This window comes from Pseudopontixanthobacter vadosimaris, assembly GCF_012979275.1.
Lineage (GTDB): Bacteria > Pseudomonadota > Alphaproteobacteria > Sphingomonadales > Sphingomonadaceae > Pseudopontixanthobacter > Pseudopontixanthobacter vadosimaris.
Genome location: NZ_JABASZ010000043.1, coordinates 96,174 through 116,868, shown reverse-complemented (window position 1 = coordinate 116,868; position 20,695 = coordinate 96,174). Strand labels below are relative to the sequence as shown.

At 63.5% G+C, this 20,695-nt stretch carries 24 protein-coding genes and 1 pseudogene; 7 read left to right on the top strand and 18 right to left on the bottom strand.

From position 1 onward, the window contains the following. The 3 genes and pseudogenes from HG250_RS12790 to HG250_RS12780 all read left to right on the top strand — a co-directional run. A pseudogene (locus tag HG250_RS12790) lies at positions 1-126 on the top strand (IS5 family transposase); the annotation flags it as partial. A gap of 307 nt (positions 127-433) precedes the next feature. Then, positions 434-907, top strand: coding sequence for a GFA family protein (locus HG250_RS13145; protein WP_420821339.1), 474 nt, complete (start codon positions 434-436; stop codon positions 905-907). A gap of 204 nt (positions 908-1,111) precedes the next feature. Then, positions 1,112-1,552 (top strand): ion channel, encoded by a 441-nt coding sequence (locus HG250_RS12780; RefSeq protein ID WP_170005715.1) that lies wholly within the window; start codon positions 1,112-1,114, stop codon positions 1,550-1,552. On the opposite strand, the gene HG250_RS12775 is transcribed toward HG250_RS12780, so the two are convergent. After that, positions 1,549-1,893 carry a M50 family metallopeptidase gene (locus tag HG250_RS12775; protein ID WP_170005714.1) on the bottom strand — a complete coding sequence of 115 codons (345 nt, stop codon included), beginning with the start codon at positions 1,891-1,893 and terminating at the stop codon, positions 1,549-1,551. The genes HG250_RS12780 and HG250_RS12775 overlap by 4 nt on opposite strands. A gap of 133 nt (positions 1,894-2,026) precedes the next feature. Here HG250_RS12775 and HG250_RS12770 point away from each other — a divergent pair, with 133 nt between their 5' ends. Both HG250_RS12770 and HG250_RS12765 read left to right on the top strand, forming a co-directional pair. After that, positions 2,027-2,509 carry an Hsp20 family protein gene (locus HG250_RS12770; protein ID WP_170005713.1) on the top strand — a complete coding sequence of 161 codons (483 nt, stop codon included), beginning with the start codon at positions 2,027-2,029 and terminating at the stop codon, positions 2,507-2,509. A gap of 193 nt (positions 2,510-2,702) precedes the next feature. After that, positions 2,703-3,572 (top strand): SDR family oxidoreductase, encoded by an 870-nt coding sequence (locus tag HG250_RS12765; protein WP_170005712.1) that lies wholly within the window; start codon positions 2,703-2,705, stop codon positions 3,570-3,572. Positions 3,573-3,596: 24 nt separating this feature from the next. Here HG250_RS12765 and HG250_RS12760 read toward each other — a convergent pair whose 3' ends face one another. The 15 genes from HG250_RS12760 to HG250_RS12690 all read right to left on the bottom strand — a co-directional run bounded on the left by HG250_RS12760 (position 3,597) and on the right by HG250_RS12690 (position 18,062). Continuing rightward, positions 3,597-4,241 carry a glutathione S-transferase gene (locus HG250_RS12760; RefSeq protein WP_170005732.1) on the bottom strand — a complete coding sequence of 215 codons (645 nt, stop codon included), beginning with the start codon at positions 4,239-4,241 and terminating at the stop codon, positions 3,597-3,599. Next, on the bottom strand, positions 4,241-5,107 hold the full coding sequence (trhO, locus tag HG250_RS12755) for an oxygen-dependent tRNA uridine(34) hydroxylase TrhO (RefSeq protein WP_170005711.1): 867 nt from the start codon (positions 5,105-5,107) through the stop codon (positions 4,241-4,243). The genes HG250_RS12760 and trhO overlap by 1 nt, the downstream gene beginning before the upstream one ends. A 42-nt stretch (positions 5,108-5,149) precedes the next feature. Next, positions 5,150-6,163 carry a fatty acid desaturase gene (locus HG250_RS12750; RefSeq protein WP_170005710.1) on the bottom strand — a complete coding sequence of 338 codons (1,014 nt, stop codon included), beginning with the start codon at positions 6,161-6,163 and terminating at the stop codon, positions 5,150-5,152. Positions 6,164-6,362: 199 nt separating this feature from the next. Continuing rightward, entirely contained in the window at positions 6,363-6,785 is a 423-nt protein-coding gene (locus HG250_RS12745) for a Na+/H+ antiporter subunit G (protein WP_170005709.1), read from the bottom strand. After that, complete coding sequence (locus HG250_RS12740) at positions 6,782-7,051, bottom strand: K+/H+ antiporter subunit F (protein WP_170005708.1); 270 nt, start codon at positions 7,049-7,051, stop codon at positions 6,782-6,784. The genes HG250_RS12745 and HG250_RS12740 overlap by 4 nt, the downstream gene beginning before the upstream one ends. Continuing rightward, a complete protein-coding gene (locus HG250_RS12735; protein ID WP_170005707.1) occupies positions 7,048-7,533 on the bottom strand; it encodes a Na+/H+ antiporter subunit E in 486 nt (161 codons plus the stop codon). The genes HG250_RS12740 and HG250_RS12735 overlap by 4 nt, the downstream gene beginning before the upstream one ends. Position 7,534: 1 nt before the next feature. Next, positions 7,535-9,052, bottom strand: a complete 1,518-nt coding sequence (locus HG250_RS12730; RefSeq protein WP_170005706.1) for a monovalent cation/H+ antiporter subunit D — start codon at positions 9,050-9,052, stop codon at positions 7,535-7,537. Further along, positions 9,049-9,405 carry a Na+/H+ antiporter subunit C gene (locus HG250_RS12725; protein WP_170005731.1) on the bottom strand — a complete coding sequence of 119 codons (357 nt, stop codon included), beginning with the start codon at positions 9,403-9,405 and terminating at the stop codon, positions 9,049-9,051. Before HG250_RS12725 ends, HG250_RS12730 begins: the two co-directional genes overlap by 4 nt. Continuing rightward, positions 9,405-12,287, bottom strand: coding sequence for a monovalent cation/H+ antiporter subunit A (locus HG250_RS12720; protein ID WP_240957127.1), 2,883 nt, complete (start codon positions 12,285-12,287; stop codon positions 9,405-9,407). The genes HG250_RS12725 and HG250_RS12720 overlap by 1 nt, the downstream gene beginning before the upstream one ends. A 104-nt stretch (positions 12,288-12,391) precedes the next feature. Continuing rightward, positions 12,392-12,889: a metallophosphoesterase family protein gene (locus HG250_RS12715; protein WP_338103922.1), complete on the bottom strand. Its 498-nt coding sequence runs from the start codon at positions 12,887-12,889 to the stop codon at positions 12,392-12,394. 2 nt (positions 12,890-12,891) lie between these two features. Beyond that, positions 12,892-13,791 (bottom strand): haloalkane dehalogenase, encoded by a 900-nt coding sequence (locus HG250_RS12710; protein WP_170005705.1) that lies wholly within the window; start codon positions 13,789-13,791, stop codon positions 12,892-12,894. A gap of 70 nt (positions 13,792-13,861) precedes the next feature. Next, entirely contained in the window at positions 13,862-14,149 is a 288-nt protein-coding gene (locus HG250_RS12705; RefSeq protein WP_170005704.1) for a hypothetical protein, read from the bottom strand. Next, entirely contained in the window at positions 14,142-16,679 is a 2,538-nt protein-coding gene (locus tag HG250_RS12700) for a cbb3-type cytochrome c oxidase subunit I (RefSeq protein WP_170005703.1), read from the bottom strand. The genes HG250_RS12705 and HG250_RS12700 overlap by 8 nt, the downstream gene beginning before the upstream one ends. Further along, positions 16,676-17,668, bottom strand: a complete 993-nt coding sequence (locus tag HG250_RS12695) for a cytochrome c oxidase subunit II (RefSeq protein ID WP_240957126.1) — start codon at positions 17,666-17,668, stop codon at positions 16,676-16,678. The genes HG250_RS12700 and HG250_RS12695 overlap by 4 nt, the downstream gene beginning before the upstream one ends. Then, positions 17,661-18,062, bottom strand: coding sequence for a c-type cytochrome (locus HG250_RS12690; protein ID WP_240957125.1), 402 nt, complete (start codon positions 18,060-18,062; stop codon positions 17,661-17,663). Before HG250_RS12690 ends, HG250_RS12695 begins: the two co-directional genes overlap by 8 nt. Here HG250_RS12690 and HG250_RS12685 point away from each other — a divergent pair. Next, positions 18,048-18,833, top strand: coding sequence for a c-type cytochrome (locus tag HG250_RS12685; protein WP_170005701.1), 786 nt, complete (start codon positions 18,048-18,050; stop codon positions 18,831-18,833). The genes HG250_RS12690 and HG250_RS12685 overlap by 15 nt on opposite strands. Here HG250_RS12685 and HG250_RS12680 read toward each other — a convergent pair. Together HG250_RS12680 and HG250_RS12675 are read right to left on the bottom strand one after the other, a co-directional pair. After that, positions 18,757-19,407, bottom strand: a complete 651-nt coding sequence (locus HG250_RS12680; RefSeq protein WP_170005700.1) for a cytochrome b — start codon at positions 19,405-19,407, stop codon at positions 18,757-18,759. The two genes, HG250_RS12685 and HG250_RS12680, sit on opposite strands and share 77 nt — an antisense overlap. Next, the gene (locus HG250_RS12675; protein WP_170005699.1) at positions 19,404-20,123 is read right to left on the bottom strand and encodes a cytochrome c oxidase assembly protein; all 720 of its coding nucleotides are present in this window, start codon (positions 20,121-20,123) and stop codon (positions 19,404-19,406) included. Before HG250_RS12675 ends, HG250_RS12680 begins: the two co-directional genes overlap by 4 nt. 266 nt (positions 20,124-20,389) lie before the next feature. Here HG250_RS12675 and HG250_RS12670 point away from each other — a divergent pair, with 266 nt between their 5' ends. After that, positions 20,390-20,632 (top strand): hypothetical protein, encoded by a 243-nt coding sequence (locus HG250_RS12670; RefSeq protein WP_170005698.1) that lies wholly within the window; start codon positions 20,390-20,392, stop codon positions 20,630-20,632. Positions 20,633-20,695 lie beyond the last annotated feature (63 nt).

The following is a 20,695-nucleotide window of genomic DNA, read 5'->3' as shown; positions in this document are numbered from 1 at the left end:
CTGTTCAACAAGCTGAAGAACTGGCGCCGGGTCGCCACTCGCTACGACAAAACCAAAGAATCCTACCTTGGCTTCGTCGCCCTCGCTTCAATCAAACTCTGGATACCCTTTGTCCACGAAACCTAGCCCACACCAGTCGGGCTGTCCGTGTGAGGTCCGTACATACGTCGCCTGATCTTCCAACAAAATCGCATCGGCTCCATGGCTGCGGGCAAGAATTCTGCCCTTCCGCTTGACGTGCTCCCGTGAAATGTGACCGGCTCTTGGTATAGTCCGGCTCCTTCGTGATTGATGTTGATAGGATTTGCCGGCAATCTCGGCGGGGGTCTTCCCGCCCAGCTTCGAATGCGGCAGCCGTCAGCTTGCGAAAGATGAACAGGCAGCTCACGACCCACTGCCGCCATTCGAGGCTTTGCTACACTGCCTTTCAGAAGTGCATAAGGACGACGCGGTGAAGGGCGATTTGACGGGTGGCTGTTTGTGCGGTGCAGTGCGCTACACCTTGCGCGACGGCTTTCGATATCGGCCGTATGCCTGCCACTGCACAGACTGTCAGACACGAACCGGCGGCGCCTTCAGCGAACACATGCTGTTCGCAAAGCAGAATCTTAAGATAGAGGGCGTTTTAGACAGCGGCTCATACGAACAGCCTAGTGGTGCTCTCCCGACAATCTGGGGGTGTGCCAAGTGCAAGGTCCGTGTCTTCGCCGAGAACAACACACGTCCCGGCTTTGCATCATTGCGCTGCGGCACGCTAGATCGGAGCGTTGAGGTCGTCCCCGCCGCTCATCTGTGGGTTAGCAGTAAACAAGCATGGGTAACGCTTCCCGACGGGGTTCCTGCACTTGCTGAGCAACCGCGGACGCAAGCCGAATGGCTAGAGGTCGTTGGCCCGGTTCCGACCTAAATTTCGCCATACCCGCTCATGTGGCTTCGAGAGCCGCCCTTCTGCTCCCACCCAGAAATAGTCATGATGATGACCATAGAGGGGCACCTTAAATCGGGCATTCCGATCCGCGCTTGCCGACAATCTGATATTTTCCAAAAAATCTGGATCTTGACGTTGTAGCCGATCGTGGAACGGCGGGTGAGCCAAGTCATTGTTCGGACTATGAACAAATATGAACTGATCGTCCTGGCCTGGGGAACAGGGCTGCTGTTTGCCTATGGCCTGTTCCACATGTTCGGCCTCGAACTCATCCGCTGGGCGAAGCCGCGGCAGGAAAGGCACCGGCATTTCGGGCTGCTGTTCACTTTCTGGGGGTTGGCCATCCTTCATCTGGTCGAGATCGCGATTGGCGCAGGTCTGCTCTATTATCTGCTGTCTGGTCCCGATTACGGTTCGCTCAGCGACGGATTCGGAAGTACCGCGGTCGACTATCTGTATTTCGCAGGCGCATCGTTCAGCACCCTGGGATATACCAATCTCGAAGCGCATGGCGCGATCCGGCTTCTCGTCATGATGCTTTCGCTCAGCGGCTTCATGCTGATTACCTGGTCGGCCACCTTCATCTATACGATCTGGGGCGAAAGCTTCAGGGATGCGGACTAGGCGGCCCGGCTCGTCCGAAAAGCCACGGTGAAGCTCCACCACAGCAGCCCCACGATCGCCGCGCTGATAACTGCACCGATCATGGCCTCGGTGAGCCGCGATGCCCTGCGGGGGCGGAGCGAAAGTGCAACACCGGACCCGTCGGGATAGATGAGAAGCCGTTCGAAACGGGAGCCCGACAGCATTGCCGGGATGCCATGACCCATCTCGTGAAACCAGGTGGCCAGTATGGTGAAGGGATGAAGCAGAATGCGGCCGAAGCTCGTCTGCCACAGAAGGAGGGAAGCAAAAGCGATACCCAGCAGCAGCCTCTGCGTGGAACCGAAAAATGACTCATCCAAACCCTTGACGACTTGATTTGGCTACATAAATCCGAATTGCCGGGCGCCGTTCGGGTCCGGTGGGACATAGAGGGCGTCGGCTCTCGTTACCGGCGCATCTTATGCCCAGATTGCTCATAAGGAGGATTTGGAAATGAGAAAAGACATCGACTTTACCCCTTACAGACAGTCATCGGTCGGATTCGACCGCCTGTTCGACCTGCTCGAAAGCGGAAGCAGGAACGGCGGCACGGAAAGCTATCCGCCCTACGATCTGATTCGGCATGATGAAGATTCCTACCGCATCGACCTTGCTATCGCCGGGTTCAGACCGGAGGAGGTCGAGATCGTCGCGCATCAGAACCAGCTGACGATTTCGGGAGAGCGGAAGGAGCCGGAAGAGGAGGGCGAGTACATGCATCGTGGGATCGCCACCCGCTCCTTCCAGCGCAGGTTCCAGCTTGCCGATTACATCGAGGTCGACTCGGCCCGCTTCGAGCATGGACTGCTCAGCATTCAGCTGTCCAGAGTGGTGCCGGAAGCCATGAAGCCGCGGAAGATCGAGATCAGCACCGATACCGGTTCCGGTTCCAATTCCGCGGACGGAGACGGGCAATCCGATGCCCCGATCACCTGACTCATGCAGCTTGATAATGCCGAAGGCCGAATAAAGCCCCGCCGTGATATCGCGGCGGGGTCTTGTTCGTGCCGCGGAAACGGGTGATGGGCAGTGGAACGGATTGCCATGTGGGCGCGAAAGCGTCAGAATAACGACCGCTCGGAACCGAACAGCCGTGAAGTTCGCTTCGATGACGAATGGAGTGAATCCGATGAGCGATCCCACTGACGCCGCCCCGCAGCCGCCCCTGCCCGAACAGCAGCAGGAGGTGCCCGGCAGAACCGGTGACATGAATCCGGTGCCCGACCATGGAGAAGACAGCTATCGCGGTTCGGCGCGCCTGCAGGGGAAATGCGCGGTGATTACCGGCGGCGACAGCGGGATAGGCCGGGCAGTCGCCATCGCCTTCGCCCGGGAAGGGGCCGATGTGCTGGTTTCCTATTTGTGCGAGGACGATGACGCAAGGCAAACCGCCGATTGGGTAGAGAAGGCGGGCCGCAACTGCATTCTTGTACCTGGCGACATCGGCCGGGCGGATCACTGCCGCACGATCATCGACAGGGCAGTGGGTGAGTTCGGCAGCATCGACATATTGGTGAACAATGCCGCGCACCAGATGACCTACAAGGAGCTGGCCGATATTCCGGACGAGGAATGGGAGAAGACCTTCGCAACCAACATCCATGCGATGTTCTATCTGGTGAAGGCCGCGCTGCCGCATTTCAGCGATAGCGCCTCGATCATCAATACGGCGTCGATCAATTCGGACGATCCCAATCCGACCCTGCTGCCCTATGCCACGACGAAGGGTGCAATCCAGAATTTCACTGCCGGCCTTGCCCAATTGCTTGCCGACAAGCAGATCCGCGTGAACTGCGTCGCGCCAGGGCCGGTCTGGACGCCCCTGATCCCCTCGACCATGCCGCCCGAAACGGTAGCGGATTTCGGCAAGAATTATCCCATCGGCAGACCCGCCCAACCCGCAGAGCTTGCCGCGCCCTATGTCATGCTCGCCACTGACGAGGCGAGTTACATCTCCGGGGCGACCATCGCCGTAACGGGCGGCAAGCCGCTTATCTGACGCGGATTGGCATCGGCAGCTGTTCTAGCGCGCCGGGAAGAATACTTTCGCTTGTCCTGTCTGCCACCGATCGTGGCGCACCATGATCCTGCCGAACAGGTCAGACCCAAGGTGACCGCCCAGCCATTTCTGCAGATGCGGCAATGGCTGCATGTCGAACCAGGGCCTGTCCACGGCGGCAAATTGCCGGATGAACGGCATGATGGCGGCATCGGCGAAACCGCGCCGCGATCCGCAGAGCTGACCCTTCGTCGCCAGTCGCCGGTCGAGGATCTCCAGGAAGGCGTAACCCTGTTCGCGAAAAGACAGTGCCTCCCCGCTGCCGCGCTCATTGTATTTATAGCCGTCGAGGTCGCGTTTGAACGGCCCGTCATTGCGGGCGACCAGTTCCGCGTCGCCGCGCTCCAGCCACTGCTCCGGATCGTCCTGTTCCAGCGCCCAGCGCATGATCGTGATGCTCTCTTCCAGCACGGTTCCATCCTGCAGAACCAGCACCGGCACGGTGCCCTTGGGCGAGGCCTCCAGCAGTGGCTGCGGCTTGTCGCGCAGGCTGACCTCCCGCAACTCGCAGCATGTGCCGCTGACCGTCAGCGCCATGCGGGCGCGCATCGCATAAGGGCAGCGGCGAAAGCTGTAGAGGATGGGGTGGGGCAGTCCGGTCAAGGGCATCATCCTGCGGCGCCGGATGACGGCTGCGCGCCAGCAGGGCCGCAGACGGGGCAGGCGCGGACAACGTCTGCGCCTGCCGCGGCAACGGCGGTGCCGTTCACTGCGCGGCCGCAATCGGGGCACATCACGTGGGTGCCGGGAGCGAGGCCGTGGCCGATCGCCACGCGCTCGTCGAAAACATAGCATTCGCCGCGCCACAGGCTGAATGCCTCAGGCACCTGTTCGAGATAGGCGAGGATGCCGCCCTTCAGATGATAGACGTCCTCGACCCCCTCCTGCTTCAGAAAAGCGGTGGATTTCTCGCAACGGATCCCGCCGGTGCAATACATGGCGATTCGCGGTGTCTTCCCCCTGGCAAGAAGTTCTCCGCGCGCCTGTCTGAACCAGGCAGGGAACTCGCGAAAGCTGCGGGTCTTGGGGTCGATAGCATCGGCGAAGCTGCCGATCGCCACCTCATATTCGTTCCGCGTGTCGATGACGATCGTGTCCGGGTCGGAAATCAGCGCATTCCATTCGCCCGGCTCGACATAGGTGCCGGCGCTTGCGAGTGGGTCCACGCCTTCGACACCCATGGTGACGATCTCGGCCTTCAGCCGCACCTTCATTCGTTTGAACGGCATGACGGGCGCGCTGGACATCTTCACATCGAGTTCGGCGCAACCGGGCAGGGCGCGGATATGGTCCAGCACGCAGGCGACCTGTTCCGGCGATCCGGCGATGGTGCCGTTGATGCCTTCGGCAGCCAGCAGCAGGGTACCGCGCAGATCCTGCTTGCTGCAGATCTCCACCAGCGGACCGCGCAGCTGCACATGATCATCGAAGGGAGCGAAGCGATAGAGAGCAGCCACGCTGATGGGGCCCGCCATTTGCCCAGCGCCGCGTGCAGGTTGCGTCAGCACCCGTGCGTCCTAGCGCTTTGCCGCGGGCACGGCGCTGAAGGGCACGAGGCGCTGCCGGTCCTCGTCCCACAATTTCAGCCGGAGCGTACCCAGGCTTTGCCGCATCGTCACACGGCTGACATCCCGCAGCTCGGGGAAGGCGCGAAGCACCTCCTGCAAGCGGTAGAAGGGAATGCGGCTCGCCAGATGGTGTACGTGATGCACGCCGATATTCGCGGTGAACCAGCGCAGCACCGGCGGAAGATCGTAATGCGAACTGCCGTAGATGGCGGCTTCGTGAAACGACCAGCCCTCGTCCTGCTCCCACGAGGTCTGTTCGAACTGGTGCTGGACATAAAACAGCCAGACGCCGGCCGATGCGGCGATCAGAACGACAGGGATATGCACCATGAGGAACGACCCGAGGCCGATCGACCAGATCATGGCCCCGGCGATCAGCGCGATGGCCGCATTGGTGCCCAGCGCGCTGAGCCACGGTGACCATCCCCCGCGCATCGAACCGATCGGCAACCGGTGGCGCAGGATGAACTGATAGGCAGGCCCGATGCCCAGCAGGGCGACGGGATTGCGATACAGGCGATAACGCCAGCGCGCCCTGGCGGACAGTCCGGAATATTCGCCGACCGTCAGCGTATCGACGTCGCCGGTCCCCCGCTTGCCCAGATTGCCGGACGTGGCGTGGTGCTTGGCATGCGACCGGCGCCAGTAATCATAGGGGGTCAGCGTCAGCACGCTGACCGTCCGGCCCACCCAGTCGTTGACGCGCCTGCGCCGGAACAGCGCACCGTGGCCGCAATCGTGCTGGATCAGGAACAGGCGAAGCAACAGGCCGCCCGCCGGGAGGGCCAGCAGGAAACCGATCCAGATGCCGCGCGACAGCGCCGCATGGATCAGCGCCCACAGCAATACGAAAGGCACGGCAGTGACGAGTACTTCCGCCACGCTGCGCCTGGTGTCCGGCTTCGCATACGGGGCCAGGTCGCGGAGCAATTGCCGCGTATCGATGGGTGCCTGTTGTGTCATGCAGTCCTGTATTGAATAAGTCCCTTGCCCCCATGTCGCCGGCTGCGGCGCTGACAAGAATGGCGAAGGGACGAGATGCGGATCGGTGATGCGCCTGCCACCCGAACGCCCGACACCGCATCGAGTGCCCCTGCTTAAACCAGATCGATGCTTTCGCGGTGGTTAATGCACGGGAGCAGCTTCGCACGATGGCGGAAGGTCATTTGTCCGATGTCGTGACGGGAGTATCGCGATGGGGTGCCTCGTAAGTCGCCCAGTCGCCAGCGCCGGGGGAGGCGGGGACCTTGCCGGCGGCACTTCCTACACTGACAGTTTCGCTCAGCCGTTCCTCGTGCAGATGAACCTTGGCGACCATATTGGCGGAAATGGGCGCGGTAATGAACAGGAAGATGGAGACGAGGAGTTCATGCGCCGACCAGGCACCCTGCGTCAACTGGAAGAACATGACGGACGCGAGGAGAATGCCGCCGAGACCGAGCGTGGTCGCCTTGGTCGGGCCATGCAGCCGTTCCATCAACGTGGGCAGGCGAACTAGGCCCCAACTGCCCACCAGCGCGAAACCGGCACCCAGGACGATGAGAAAACTCGTGAACAGTTCCGCAAGAAAGCCGGGCTCGATCATTCGATGATGTCTCCGCGAAGCAGGAACTTGCAATAGGCGACAGTGCCGACGAAACCGACCATTGCCAGCAACAGGGCGGCCTCGAAAGCGACACCGTCATTGGTGACGATGCCGAACAGCACGATCAGCGCGATGGCGTTGATGACCATCGTATCGAGCGCGATGATCCTGTCCCCCACCGTCGGCCCGCGCAGAAGTCGCCAGAGATTGAAGGCGAAGGCGAGGGCAAGGCAGGCGAAGCCGAAATAGATCGCATAGCTGATCATATGAACACCTTTTTTAGACGCGCTTCGTACCGCGCCTTGATCCGCGCGATCTCTGCGGCGGGATCCGGCGCGTCCAGCGCATGGACGAGGAGCCATTTACCGCAGGCCGACACATCCACAGATACCGTGCCGGGCGTAAGACTGATCGTGCCGGCAAGCACGGTTATCGCCTCCGGCGTGTCGAGTTCCAGCGGTATCGGCAGCCAGGCCGCATGCAGATCGTCATCCTTGCGGAAAAGGATAATGGCAGCGACCTGGAAATTCGCCACGATGATGTCCCACAGCAGCAGCGCGACGTAAGGGATCGCGTGGCGGAACCGTACCTGCGGGCGCCGGGGCCAAAACGGTGCGGTGAAAATCGGCAGGAATATCCCGATGATGATGCCGATCAGAAGGGCACCGAACGACAGCGTGTTCGCCAGCAGCAGCCAGACGACGGCGAGCAGGACGGACAGGCCGGGATGGGGAATCAGGCGCCGCATGTCACCGCGCCCCCAAAATGGTATCGACGGTGGCCGGGCTGTTCATCACCTGGCGCGCGGCGGCTTCACCATAGGCCGTGACCGGGCCGGCAGCGACGGACAATGCGGTCATGAGGGCCAGCGCGATTGCTGCGGCCGCCAAATCGAACCTTGCGGTGCGGGCGGGGGCGGCCCCTTCGGGCAACGGCCCGTCTTTCCAGAACAGAGTGCTGCCCGCGCGTGCGAAACCGATCACGCCGATCAGCGTGGTGCCGAGAATGACGCCCCAGGCCCATGCCCACCAAGCTTCATCGGCAACCGAACCCATGATCAGCAGCTTGCCGATGAAGCCTGACAGCGGCGGCAGCCCTACCGCGCCGATCGCTGCGCACAGGAAGAGCAGGGCGACCATCTGCCGGTCATGAGAAACGGGACCGGAACTGATCGTATCGCCGAAGCTTTTCCGGCGGCGGGCCACCACATCGGCGATGAAGAACAGTGCCGCACCCGCAAGGGTCGAATGGACCAGGTAATAGAGGGCTGCCCCGATCGTGTCCGCCTGCCAGCCCGCGACCGCGATCATCAAGGTTCCGGTCGATCCCACGACGGCATAGGCGGCCTGTTCCGACAGCCGTCGCGCCACGAATACGCCAGAAAAACCCAGGATGGCGGTGATCATCGCAGCCGGCAGCAGATAGGGCGAAGGCACCCATGCCGCCGCACCCGCACCGTCGCCGAAGATTTGCGGAACCACGCGGATCAGCGAATAGACACCCACCTTGGTCATGATGGCGAACAGCGCCGCCACCGCGGGCGTCGCCACCGCATAGGTTCGCGGCAGCCATAGATGCAGCGGCACGATTGCAGCCTTCAGGGCGAAGACGCTGACCAGCAGCAGGCCGGCAATCCGCAGCAACCATTGGTCGTCGGCCCCGATCGCCGCGACGCGCAGACCCATCTGCGCCATGTTCAGCGTGCCGGTCAGCGAATAGAGCAGCCCTAGGGCGATGAGGAACAGCGACGATCCGACGATGTTCACCACCACATATTGCACCCCCGCCTTGAGCCGGGCCGGTCCCTGCCCGTGCAGCATCAGGCCATAGGACGCGATTAGCAGCACCTCGAAGAACACGAACAGGTTGAACAGGTCGCCTGTCAGGAAAGCACCGTTCAGCCCCAGCAGCTGAAATTGCAGCAGGGGATGAAAATGCCAGCCATCGCGGTCGGTCTCGGTCAAGGTGGCATGAAGCAGCGCCAGCAGGGCCAGCGTGGACGCCAGCACCAGCATGATCGACGCCAGCCGGTCGACGACCAGCACGATGCCGAAGGGCGCTTCCCATCCACCCACCTCATAGGTGCGGATCGTCCCGTCGTCCGCCAGCAGCAGCAGCGATACGGCCGCCGCAAGCATCAGCAGGCACGAGGTGAAGGAAATCGTCACTCCCAGCCAGCGCCTGCGCCGCATCACCAGCAGCGCCAGGGGCGCGGCCAGGGCCGGAACGACGATGGGGGCGATGGCGATCTGATCGACCGGGTTCACGCGGAATCATCCTCGTGATTGCCGCTGGGATCGCCGTCCACCTGATCGCTGCCGCTTTCCAGAAAGCTGCGCAGCGTCAGGATGACGGTCAGCGCCGTCATGCCGAAAGTGATGACGATGGCGGTCAGCACCAGCGCCTGCGGCAGCGGATCGGCATATTCCGTCACGCTCTTCGACCAGATGGGCGCACGGTCGACCACCAGCCGCCCCGACGCGAAGAGAAACATGTTCACCGCGTAGGAGAACAGCGTCAGCCCGAGGACGACCTGAAAGGTGCGCCCGCGCAAGGTCAGATAGATGCCGCCCGCGACCAGTACGCCGATGGCGCTGGCGACCAGGAATTCCAGGCTGATCACGAGGCGTCCTCATGCTTTTCGGCTTCCTGCAGCGCATGGGCACGGGCGGCGCGCTGGGCGATGTGGCTCAATTGCGCCAGCGCCAGCACCACCGCGCCCAGCACGACCGAGAATACGCCGAGATCGAAAAACAGGGCGGTGGTCAGTTCGAATTTCCCGACCAGCGGCAGCGTGAAGTAATCATAAGCCGTCGACAGGAAATTGGCGTCGAACGCCAGCGCACCAATCCCGGTGAGGATCGCGATCAGGACGCCGAAGCCTATCAGATCATGTTCGCCGATCCGGCGCCGTGAATCCGTCCAGTCGTAGCCGGAGGCGAGATATTGCAGCAGCAGGGCGATGGCGACGACCAGCCCGGCTATGAACCCGCCGCCCGGTTCGTTGTGGCCGCGCAGGAAGATGAAAATGCCTGCCACCAGCACCAGCGGCAGCAGGATGCGGGTGGACATCACGAACATCATCGGGTGGCGTTCGGGCGAATGCGGCATGTCTTCCTGCCACGATCGCAACCTTGCGCCCGCAGCACCGCGAACGGTGGTGTCCAGCAGGGCGTAGATCACCAGTCCGGCGATGCCGAGCACGATGATTTCACCCATCGTGTCGAAAGCGCGGAAATCGACCAGGGTCACGTTCACCACATTGGTCCCGCCGCCGCCGCTGTAGCTGTTGGCGATGTGGAACGAGGATATGGGATCGTTCGGATTGCGCGTCAGCATGGCCCAGGCCGCGCCGCCTACCCCGAGCCCGCCGAACGCCGCGAACAATCCGTCACGTACCCGAAGCCCGGAGCTGGACAGCAGCGGCGGCCGTTTCGGCAGAAGATTGAGCGCCAGCAGCAGCAGCAGGATGGTGACGACTTCCACCGAGATCTGCGTCAGCGCGAGGTCGGGTGCCGAGAAATAGACGAAGGAAAGGGCGATAACGAGCCCGATCACGCTGATATAGATCAGGGCCCGGAACCGCTGGCGTTCCTCGACCAGGACCGCAATGGTGGCGGCGATCAGCAGCAGCCAGGTGACGATGGCGAAGAGCGGCGCGGGCAGAAGCTCGCGCGGGCCGGTCAGGCCGATCGCGCCGCCGCCGGTGGCAGAGCCTGTCCCGTCGACGATCATCAGCAGGACGACGGCGAAGGTGGCGAACAGCATGCGCTGCAGCGAAGGGCGGTGCACGGCCACGATCATTTTCCGCACGAAAACGTCACTGGCCGTCATGCCGCGCTGGAACATCGCCCGTGCATCGGCGTGACGCCTTGCCGCATACCAGCGCAGCAATCCCGCATGCCGCCACAGCAGGGCGATACCGACTCCGATGGCCAGCACGCTCATGCCCAGCGCCAGGTTGACCCCATGCCACAGCGACAGTTCCACAATTGGTGCCGGTCCGCCGATGACCGCGCCCGCCACGGCCGAGACGACGGTGCCCGCCAGCAGCATCGGCAGCAGCCCCAGCAGCACCGCCACGATGACGAGCACGGCCGGTGCCACCAGCATCCCTGCACCGGGATCATGCGCCTTGCGGTGCGCGGCATCGTCCCGCGCCTGCCCGAAGAACAGATGCACGGCAAAACGAAGCGAATAGGCGACGGAGAAACTCGCGGCGATCGTCGCCACGACCGGCACCAGCCAGTCGATACCGAACAGCGAGACGTTCAGCGCCTCGTACAGCATCATCTCCTTGGAGATGAACCCGCCCAGCGGAGGAATGCCCGCCATGGCGCCTGCCGCCAGAGTGCCGATGACGGCGGTGACCGGCATGACCTTGGCCAAGGCGCCCAGCCTGCGGATGTCGCGGGTGCCGCTTTCATGATCGACGATGCCTGCCGTCATGAACAGCGCCGCCTTGAACGCCGCGTGGTTGAGGACGTGCAGCACCGCCGCCACGGCTGCCGCCTCGAGCGAGAAGCCGAGCAGCATGACCAGCAGGCCGAGCTGGCTTATCGTCGAGTAGGCGAGGATCGCCTTCAGATCGTGCCGGAATATCGCCACCCACGCGCCGAACAGCATGGTCGTCATACCAACTGTCGTGACGATGATCGTGTAGAGTTCGGTGCCCGACAGCACCGGCCACAGGCGCGCCAGCAGGAAGACGCCCGCCTTCACCATGGTGGCGGAATGGAGATAGGCGCTGACTGGCGTCGGTGCCGCCATCGCGTGCGGCAGCCAGAAGTGGAACGGGAATTGCGCCGATTTGGTGAAGCAGCCGATCAGGATCAGGATCAGGAACGCCGGATAATGCGGCGATGCCTGCACGACATCCCGGCTTTGCAGGATGATCATCAGGTCGAACGATCCGGCCACCACGCCCAGCAGCACCATGCCCGCGATCAGCACCAGACCGCCGCCGCCGGTGATCGCCAGCGCCATGCGCGCGCCCTGCCGCGCATCCGGGCTGTGCCGCCAGAACCCGATCAGCAGGAAGGAGGACAGGCTGGTCAGCTCCCAGAACACCAGCAGCAGCAGGACGTTGCCCGACAGGACGATGCCCAGCATCGCACCCTGGAACAGCATCAGCGTGGCGAAGAAGCGCCCCGTCGCCTCGCCCGCCGCCAGATAGAAATGCGCGAAAATCATCACCAGCAGACCGATGCCGAGGATCAGGCCCGAGAACATCAGGCCGAGCGGGTCCATCAGCAGCGAGAAATCCAGTCCGATCGCGGGAACCCAGCTGGCGGAAAGCGCGATGCTGCCCTGAGCCAGCACGAGCGGCGCGACCGACAGCACGAGGGCCAGGCCAAGCGCGCTCGCACCCCCTGCGATAATGGCGTGAACACCCCTGCCGCGGTCTGCCAGCAGCGCGATCAGGATCGCCGCGGCAAAGGGCAGGACAGTAAGCAGAACCAAGGTCATGTGAGGCGTGATCGGCTGTTCGACATAATCCATTGGGCGCGTAGCTGTTGATTGCAGCTTAGGCAAATCGGCAAGGCAGCTGCCGGTGCATCACGCCTTTTACAGCAAGGGGAACGGGTGACCGGCCTTGCAGCGGGTCAGGCAAATGCTGGTCGTTGCAGGATGGCGTGCAGCGAAACGGGCCGGAAGTCCTGTGCATCCACCCCGACGTCCAGCTGCCGCAGGATCGGCTTCATCCGCCCATGGCTATGGCCGTGCAGATTGATCGACCGCTTGTGCTGCCCGTTCCAGCTACGGAACGGATAATGACAGAGCACGATCATCCTGCCGTCGATGATCAGCTCGTGATAATCATGGACGCTGGCCCAGCCGGGCGATCCCCGCAGTGCCGCCGGATCGTTATTGCCGCAAATCAGATGCTTGCAGCCGTTAAGCCGGGCGAGGAACCCATCGGCATCGGCCATTTTCCGGCAGAAATCACCCAGGTGCCAGACCTCGTCATCCGGCTGGATCGCTTCGTTCCAGTTCGTGATCAGCGCCTCGTCCATGCTGGCGACGGTATCGAACGGCCGCCGATGGATGTTGATGGTCCGGTGATCACCGAAATGGGTATCCGCCGTGAAGAACACCGCCACCGTCAGGCGGTATCGCCAAAGGCGCGAAGCGCCGCGCGGACGACGGATTCACCCCATTCCTGCACGAAATGGCCGGCATCCTCCACCAGCATGGGTTCGGGGCATCCGCGGATCTGCGTGCGCAGGGCCTGCATGGCATTGGGCGTGATGACGGGATCCTGCATGCCGATTGCCATGAAACTTGCGCCCGTCCATTCATCCCGCAGGAAATCCCGCGCGCGTCTGGATGTTTCCGCCCCCGGAGCATCGGGCGTGGACGGCACCAGATCGGGGAAACGCCGCACGCCGCCCTTGTAGCGGATGTCGGGGAAAGGTGCGTCATAGGCCATGATCTCGTCATCCGACAGGATCGGAGTCGCCCGCGCGACCAGGCTGCCGACGGCGAGGTCCGGCTGCGACCGGTTATAGGCCTTCCATGCCTCGAACCCGTCGCCCAGCGGGCGTTCGCCGGTGCCGATCCCGGTGTTCATGACGATAAGCCGTGCGAACCGTTCGGGCATCTCGACCGGCAGGGTGAGGCCCAGCAGGCCGCCCCAGTCCTGGCAGACGAGCGTGATATCGTCGAGATCGAGCGCTTCGATAAAGCGGAGCAGTGAATCCCGGTGAAAGTCGAAGGTGTAGACCTCGTCCTCCACCGGCTTGTCGGAACGCCCGAAGCCGAACAGGTCGGGCGCGATCACCCGGCCCGCCTGCGCGAAGACGGGGATCATCCTGCGATAGATATAGGACCATGTCGGCTGGCCGTGCAGGCAGAGGAAAACCGGGCCATCGCGCCTGCCCTCATCCAGATAATGCAGTCGCAAACCCTCGAAACCGGGCAGATCGTCGCGGTAATTGGGAGCGAAAGCGTAATCAGGAAGACCTGCGAAACGCTCGTCAGGTGTGCGTAGTGCCTCGATCATGCATGGCTCCCAATATCGGTCGAAAGCATTGGTAACAAGGCTGGCCGGAGCTGGAAAGAGACCGTGGTCATTACCCGATGAAGGCCGGCAGGGTGCCGTATATGATCGATACCGCCGAAAGCCCCAGCGCGGCCATTGCCAGGAATGGACGAGGTTGGTCGAGCCGCCGCAGCCACAGGAACAGCGCCGCCAGAGCGGCAGGCAAGGCAAGGATGGCAATGCCGCGCGCGAGCATCTGCCCCGGGAAGACCAGCGCGGCGCCATATGCCACCATGAAATGCGCGGCCCAGATGGCGAAGGCGAAGACGAGGCTGCGATAGACCGCCGGCTGCTCGATCGGTTCGCCCTGATCAGCCACCGGGAAATACTCGCGGCACCAGCGTGAAGATCAAGCCCTGCATGGCGCAGAACATGATGAAGCGGGTGACAATGTCCATGGTGACATTCGTCGGCGTGGTCATGATCCCGCGCGCCTCGCGCATGGCAAGATACGCCGCCATGATGCAGGCGATGATGACCACCTGCGCCTGCAGCACGGTCAGCATGAAGACGGTCGCGCCCATGCCGTTCATCGCAGGCGACAGGCCAGTGCCGAGCCATCCGGTAATATCGAGCCAAAGCGCGCCCACCAGCAATGCGGTGGCCAGCGCCTCCAGTATCCACGGCAGGTCGCCCGCCTGCTTTCCTCCCCGGCCGGCGAGAACCCGCCTGCCGCCCCATGCAGCAGCGAGCGCTGCGATTTCCAGCGCCAGGATCACTGCCGTCTGACCGATCGGGGGCGGGGCGCTCCAGACCTGCGGATTGATGCCGAACAGATAGAAATAGGCGAACAGGGCCATGAAGCCGATCATGCCGATCACGACCATCAGCGTGTTGAGCGCCCACCAGCCATGACTCTTCGGACCGGTGATGGCGATCGGAACCTCGATACCGCCGCCGATGTCGGCCGTGTCCTGCCTCACCGGACGATCGGTTTCCCACAACCAGCGCAGGGTGCTGAGCACCGCGACGATCCCGCAGAAGATGGCGAAAGCATAGGCCTGCACGGTCAGCGACAGGAAGAAGCCGGCGGTAAAGATCGCGGCGGACATGGGCCAGGGCGAGGGGCCAGGCATCAACTGGACATATTGCGGCTCGGCCATGACGGTCGAGGTGATCAGCGTCTCGCGCTGCCCGGTTGCCGAATTGGGGAGGAAATAGCGGCCCTCTTCCACTTCCCGGCAGATCTCCGGGCGGTCCCACAAAGGCTGGCGGGACCGGACGAGGGGGATGGAGCGGGTCGAGTAAAGCCCCGTCGGCAGCCATTCCAGCGTGCCGCCGTCATAGAGATTGCCGGCATCGTCCGTCGCAGTGAAACGGAAATTGCGCGCGCAGTCGAACAGGAACAGCAGCACGCCCCCGGCAAGGACGAAGGCGCCCACCGTCGACACCATGTTCAGCAGGTCCAGATCCCGTCCCGGCAGATAGGTATAGACCCGGCGCGGCATCCCCATCAGGCCGGTCAGATGCATGGGCAGGAAGGTGATGTGGAGCCCGGCGAACATCAGGCCGAACACCCATTTGCCCAGCCGGTCCGACAGCGCCCTGCTGCTGGTCATGCCGTGCCAGTGATAGAAGGCGGCGAACATCGGAAAGACCATGCCGCCCATCAGCACGTAATGCAGATGCGCGACGATGAAATAGGTGTCATGCGCCTGCCAGTCGAACGGCACCATGCCGACCATCACGCCGGTCAGCCCGCCCATGGTGAAGATGACGACGCTGCCCACCACGAACAAAGCCGGCGTGGTCCATCTGATCCGGCCGCTGGCCAGCGTCGCGATCCAGCAGAATACCTGTATGCCGGCGGGCAGGCTGACGGCCATGCTGGCGGCGGAGAAATAGCCGGCGGATACGCGCGGCATGTCGGTGGTGAACATGTGGTGCGCCCAGACGCCGAAGCTGATGAAGCCGGTGGCCACCAGGGCCAGCACGTTCAGCCTGTATCCGACGAGCGGGGTCCGGGCGACCGCCGCCACCATCATCGACATCAGCCCGGCCGCCGGGATGAAGATGATATAGACTTCCGGATGGCCGAAAAACCAGAACAGGTGCTGCCACAGCAGCGGGTCGCCGCCGCGCGTCGCATCGAAGAAGGGCCAGTTGAATGCCCGCTCGATCTCCAGCAGCAGGGTGCACAGGATGACGCTGGGGAAGGCGACCACGATCATCACGGCGAACACCAGCATGGCCCAGGCGAACATCGGCATCCTGTCCAGCGTCATGCCGGGCGCGCGGGTGCGCAGGACGCCGACGATGATCTCGATCGCCCCGGCAATCGCGGAAATCTCGATGAACCCGATGCCCAGCAGCCAGAAATCGGTGTTGATGCCGGGGCTGAAGGCGATGCTGGTGAGCGGCGGATACATGAACCATCCGCCATCGGGGGCAAGCCCCACGAACAGCGACAGGAAGAACAGCGTTCCGCCCACGGCATAGGCCCAGAAGGCATAGGCCGACAGGCGCGGAAAGGGCAGGTCGCGCGCCGCCAGCATCTGTGGCAGCAGCATGACGCCGATCGCCTCCACCATCGGCACGGCGAAGAGGAACATCATCACCGTGCCATGCATGGTGAAGAACTGGTTGTAGGTTTCGGCACCCAGGTAATCCTGCATGGGCGCGGCAAGCTGCACCCGCATCCCCAGCGCAAGAATCCCCGCCGCCAGGAAGAACCCGAAAGCGGTCACGACATACCAGAAGCCGACGTAATTATTGTTGACCGCCGTCAGGCGGCGCCAGCCTTTCGGCGCCTTCCAGATCTCTTTCAGTTCGTCGACTTCGCTCTGCGGGCGGCTGGCTGTGGGGAAGCGGTCGTAAAGCGCGTGGTCGAACCCGGTTTCGGACTTCATTTCTGCTGCTCGAGCCAGAGGGCGATGGCTTCCAGTTCGCCTGCGCTGAGCATGTCGTAGCTGGGCATCCGGTTGCCCGGCTTGATCGACTGGCTGTCCCCGATCCAGCCCATCATCGTGCCGAGATGATTGGGCAGAATGCCCGCGCCCAGCGTGCGGCGCGATCCGACATGGGTCAGGTCCGGCCCGGCGAGGCCGTTCGCGTCGGTTCCGGCGACGCGGTGGCAGGCGGCGCAGCCGACATCCATGAACAGGTTGCGACCCCGTGCCGCATCACCTGCGGCGGCGGTTCGGGCCATGTCGAGGTCCGTCCCCCTCGGCCCGTCCGCAGCGGCGATCCGCGCCAGCCGCGCGTCGCGCCAGTCGTTCCATGCAGCGGGTTCATGCGCCACGGCAACGAAGCCCATAAGGGCGTGCTGCGCGCCGCAATATTCCGCGCACACGCCGCCGAATTCGCCCGGCCTGTCCGCCTCGACCAGCAGCAATGTGCGCCGGCCGGGGATCATGTCCTTCTTGCCCGACAGATGCGGCACCCAGAAACTGTGGATGACATCGGCCGATTCCAGCTCCAGCACGACCGGCCGGCCGACCGGGATATGGATCTCGTTCGCGTCCTCCATGATGACGCGGCCCTGATCGCCCAGATATTGCACCCGAAACCACCACATCTCGCCGGTGACGCGGATGCGCATTTCATCGCCTTCGATCGGATCGGTCAGCGTAGCGGTCAGCGTCAGCCCCCAGATCAGCAGGGCGGTCAGCACGACACCGGGAAAGGCGACCCCGCCGATCCAGATCGCCCGTTCGCCGCCCAGCATCGCCTGCACCCTGGGCGGCCCCTTGATGGCCGCCCAAAGCGCGGCGATCACCACCAGCGTGACGATCACGCCGAGCGCGAACAGCGACCAGGCAAGCGTCGTCACCTTGGCGGCATAGGGGCCTGCGGGGTCGAGGACGGGCGGCGGCCAGCCCCACAGCGCGTCAATCATGATCAATTCCATAAAGATAGGATGCTATGTCCCGCGCTTCCTGCCGCGTGACGGGCATGGGCGGCATGGTGGAACCGGGTTTCACCAGCGGCGCGTTGCGGATGAAGGCGGCGAGCACTTCGGGGCGATTGGGCAATTGCCCGGCGATCAGCCCGACATCGTCGAAGCCGTTCAGCGACGGGGCGAGCCGGCCCTTCGGCCAGTCCAGGCCCGGAATCTCGTGGCACGATCCGCATCCGGCATCCCGGATGGCAATCAGGCCACGCGCCGCCGTTTCCGCCGCAGGTTCGCGCCGGGTCTGCACCGGATCCTTGCAGGCGGAAAGACAGGCGCAGGCCATCAGCGCCATGGCCCTGGCCAGCGGCGCTCGCCTGTAGATATGCCCCATGTCCATGGGAACCGGGTAAATGCGCTGATCGTTTCGGGCAATATGTCATTTCAGATCGTTTCCGCCGTCCGGGTGCTCGCCCCCGCATTCCTGCTGGCGATGGGAATGGTGCTTGCCTCCTGCAGCCCCGATGCGGTGGCCGATCCCTTTGACGACAATGGCGAGTTGATCGCGCTGTCAGGCGGCGATGCCGGGGCGCAGGCGGCCTGTCACACCTGCCACGGTCTGAACGGCGGCGGGGACGGGGCGCTGGTGCCGCGCATCGCGGGGCTGAACAGCGGCTACCTGGTGCGGCAGTTGACCTTCTTTGCCGAAGGGCAGCGGCAGCATCCGCAGATGAGCTGGCTGGCGGCGCGGCTCGATCCGGCGGAACGCCTCGCCGTCTCGCAATATTATGCCGAGATGCCGATGCCTGCTCCTGATTCACTGGACCGGCGGATCGCTCTTGCCGCCGACCTGCGCTGCGAATTCGGCAAAGCCGAGACGATCTATCAGATAGGCATTCCGAAACGCGGCCTGCAATCCTGCGCCGCCTGTCACGGGCCACAGGCGGGCGGGCTGGGCGCGGGCAATCCGTCGCTCGCCGGCCAGAGCAGCACCTATCTTGCCAAGCAATTGAAGGACTGGCGGCAGGGCAGGCGTTACGGCGACCCATTGCAGGTGATGCATGAAGCGGCGAGCAAGCTGCGCGAGGACGAGATCAGGCCGCTGGCGGACTATATCGCGTATGATCTGGCGCCGCCTCGTCGTCCCGGATCTCCGGCAGGATGCCCGTGACGGTGTCGTCGCGGTCCCAGAAATGATGCTTCAGCGCCGCGCCGACATGCAGCGGCACCAGCAGCGTCAGCCCTACTACGCCGAGGACGTGCAGGCTCTCGGCCCAGTCCAGCACCTGGTATTGCCATGCAGGCGATAGCGTGTGGAACGGCATGGCCGGAATATCGATCAGACCCGCCAGTCGCAGCGGTTCGACAGGCTGGATGGCCGACCACATCGCCCAGCCGCTCAGCGGCAGCAGCGCGAATAATGTATAGAACAGGTAATGCGTGTAATGCGCTGCCGTACTCTGCCAGCCGGGCGCGTCGGCATCGTTGATCGGGTCGGGGATGAACAATCGCCAGACGAAGCGCAGCACGGCCAGCAGCAGGATGGAAAGCCCGATCTGGCTGTGCAGCGCATAGGCGGCCAGCTTGTCGCCGCCCACCGGATATCGCGACAGCAGCCAGCCATAGCCCAGCTGGAACAGCACCAGCGCCGCCATGATCCAGTGGAACCAGATGCCTACGGGCGAATATTTGCCATCCTCGGTATAGCTGACCGCCCATTGGCGGACCAGGCGATGCAGCTTCATGCGGCCACTTCCCGGCCGAAGGAGCGATAGAGGATCGTCAGCGCGGCCAGCAGGTAGACGAGGCTGGCCGGCGCCCACATGACGATGCCGGCGATCTGCTGATCCTCCAGCGCGGAAAGCCCCCAGCTTTGCGTGGTCAGCCAGTGAACGGCATAAAGCGGGCGATGCGCGAAGGTCAGCAGCGCGCCCAGCGCCCCCATTGCGACCATGGTGGCCAGCAGCATCGCCGCCGCCGCCGGAGCGGGCGCACGGATGATCTTCGCCCACAGAACCGCCGCAGTGCCCGTCAGGCTGGCCTGCATTGCCCAGAAGATCGCGTCGCTGCTCATCGCAGCTTCGTAGAGCGGCGGAGCATGCCACAGCCAGAAGGTGATGGCGTGCAAGGCGGTCCAGACCCACAGCGATCCGGGGATGCTCCGCTGCTCCAGCTTCAGTGCGGCCACCAGCAGAGGGGCAAGCGCCGCCACCAGGATGACATCATGCACGATGCGGATGGTGAACAGCGCAGAACCCAACGCGCAGAAAGGGGAAATGTAGAGGAAGGCCGCGATCCCCCCTGCCGCCGCCATGGCCCGCGGGCGCAGCTCTGTTCGCCACTGGACGGCGGCAAGGCCCGCCAGCAGCAAGGCCGCGATCAGAACGGGGTCGAAATTCCACCGCGCCAGCCACTCGGCCGGTAAGGGCGCCTGACCGCAATAGGGTAGCCAATCCGGCAAATGTGTGTCTCCTCTTCAGAACGGCCGGACCTGCCCGCTGCCCCGCCGTTCCTCTATCCTGAAATACCGAACCCGCGAACGCTATATCGCAGGACGTCGAAATTGTCGCGGCCCGCAAATTGTTCCAGCATCTTCTTGACGTCTTCTCCTGCACCTGGCGCGACCGCGGGGGCTCAGACGAGACGCGTTTCAGCCATTAATGTTTGAGGTTGCACAAACCATCCCGATCGGAGGATAAGTTTTCTGTTGAAGCAAGGAAAAGCGCCATGACGATTTCGGGAAAGCTGCTGGTGGAACGGGGCTCCTACAATGCGCCGTCGCAGGATTGGGGAGAGTTCAGCTTCCTGAGCCTGCCATCGCCGGGCGACCGGATCGAGGCGCAACATGAGGGCGGAACGCATTTTCTCACGATCCTCTGCGTCCACCATCGCCCCGTCGCCCTGGGGAAGATGATTTCAGACGAGCCACGGGCGGAGATCGTAGCGAAATGGACCGGCAAGCGCGACTGAAATCCCACCGGCAGACAGGCGGCGCATTGCACCGGCGATGAACGCCGGGAGGCTGGATCGCTC

What these genes read in the sequence shown, in the direction of transcription:
- HG250_RS12780 (WP_170005715.1), top strand. Translation starts at nt 1,112, where the DNA reads ATGAACAAATATGAACTGATCGTCCTGGCCTGGGGAACAGGGCTGCTG.
- HG250_RS12770 (WP_170005713.1), top strand. Translation starts at nt 2,027, where the DNA reads ATGAGAAAAGACATCGACTTTACCCCTTACAGACAGTCATCGGTCGGA.
- HG250_RS12765 (WP_170005712.1), top strand. Translation starts at nt 2,703, where the DNA reads ATGAGCGATCCCACTGACGCCGCCCCGCAGCCGCCCCTGCCCGAACAG.
- HG250_RS12760 (WP_170005732.1), bottom strand. Translation starts at nt 4,241, where the DNA reads ATGCCCTTGACCGGACTGCCCCACCCCATCCTCTACAGCTTTCGCCGC.
- trhO (WP_170005711.1), bottom strand. Translation starts at nt 5,107, where the DNA reads ATGGCGGGCCCCATCAGCGTGGCTGCTCTCTATCGCTTCGCTCCCTTC.
- HG250_RS12750 (WP_170005710.1), bottom strand. Translation starts at nt 6,163, where the DNA reads ATGACACAACAGGCACCCATCGATACGCGGCAATTGCTCCGCGACCTG.
- HG250_RS12745 (WP_170005709.1), bottom strand. Translation starts at nt 6,785, where the DNA reads ATGATCGAGCCCGGCTTTCTTGCGGAACTGTTCACGAGTTTTCTCATC.
- HG250_RS12740 (WP_170005708.1), bottom strand. Translation starts at nt 7,051, where the DNA reads ATGATCAGCTATGCGATCTATTTCGGCTTCGCCTGCCTTGCCCTCGCC.
- HG250_RS12735 (WP_170005707.1), bottom strand. Translation starts at nt 7,533, where the DNA reads ATGCGGCGCCTGATTCCCCATCCCGGCCTGTCCGTCCTGCTCGCCGTC.
- HG250_RS12720 (WP_240957127.1), bottom strand. Translation starts at nt 12,287, where the DNA reads ATGGATTATGTCGAACAGCCGATCACGCCTCACATGACCTTGGTTCTG.
- HG250_RS12710 (WP_170005705.1), bottom strand. Translation starts at nt 13,791, where the DNA reads ATGATCGAGGCACTACGCACACCTGACGAGCGTTTCGCAGGTCTTCCT.
- HG250_RS12700 (WP_170005703.1), bottom strand. Translation starts at nt 16,679, where the DNA reads ATGAAGTCCGAAACCGGGTTCGACCACGCGCTTTACGACCGCTTCCCC.
- HG250_RS12695 (WP_240957126.1), bottom strand. Translation starts at nt 17,668, where the DNA reads ATGATTGACGCGCTGTGGGGCTGGCCGCCGCCCGTCCTCGACCCCGCA.
- HG250_RS12685 (WP_170005701.1), top strand. Translation starts at nt 18,048, where the DNA reads ATGCCCCATGTCCATGGGAACCGGGTAAATGCGCTGATCGTTTCGGGC.
- HG250_RS12690 (WP_240957125.1), bottom strand. Translation starts at nt 18,062, where the DNA reads ATGGACATGGGGCATATCTACAGGCGAGCGCCGCTGGCCAGGGCCATG.
- HG250_RS12680 (WP_170005700.1), bottom strand. Translation starts at nt 19,407, where the DNA reads ATGAAGCTGCATCGCCTGGTCCGCCAATGGGCGGTCAGCTATACCGAG.
- HG250_RS12670 (WP_170005698.1), top strand. Translation starts at nt 20,390, where the DNA reads ATGACGATTTCGGGAAAGCTGCTGGTGGAACGGGGCTCCTACAATGCG.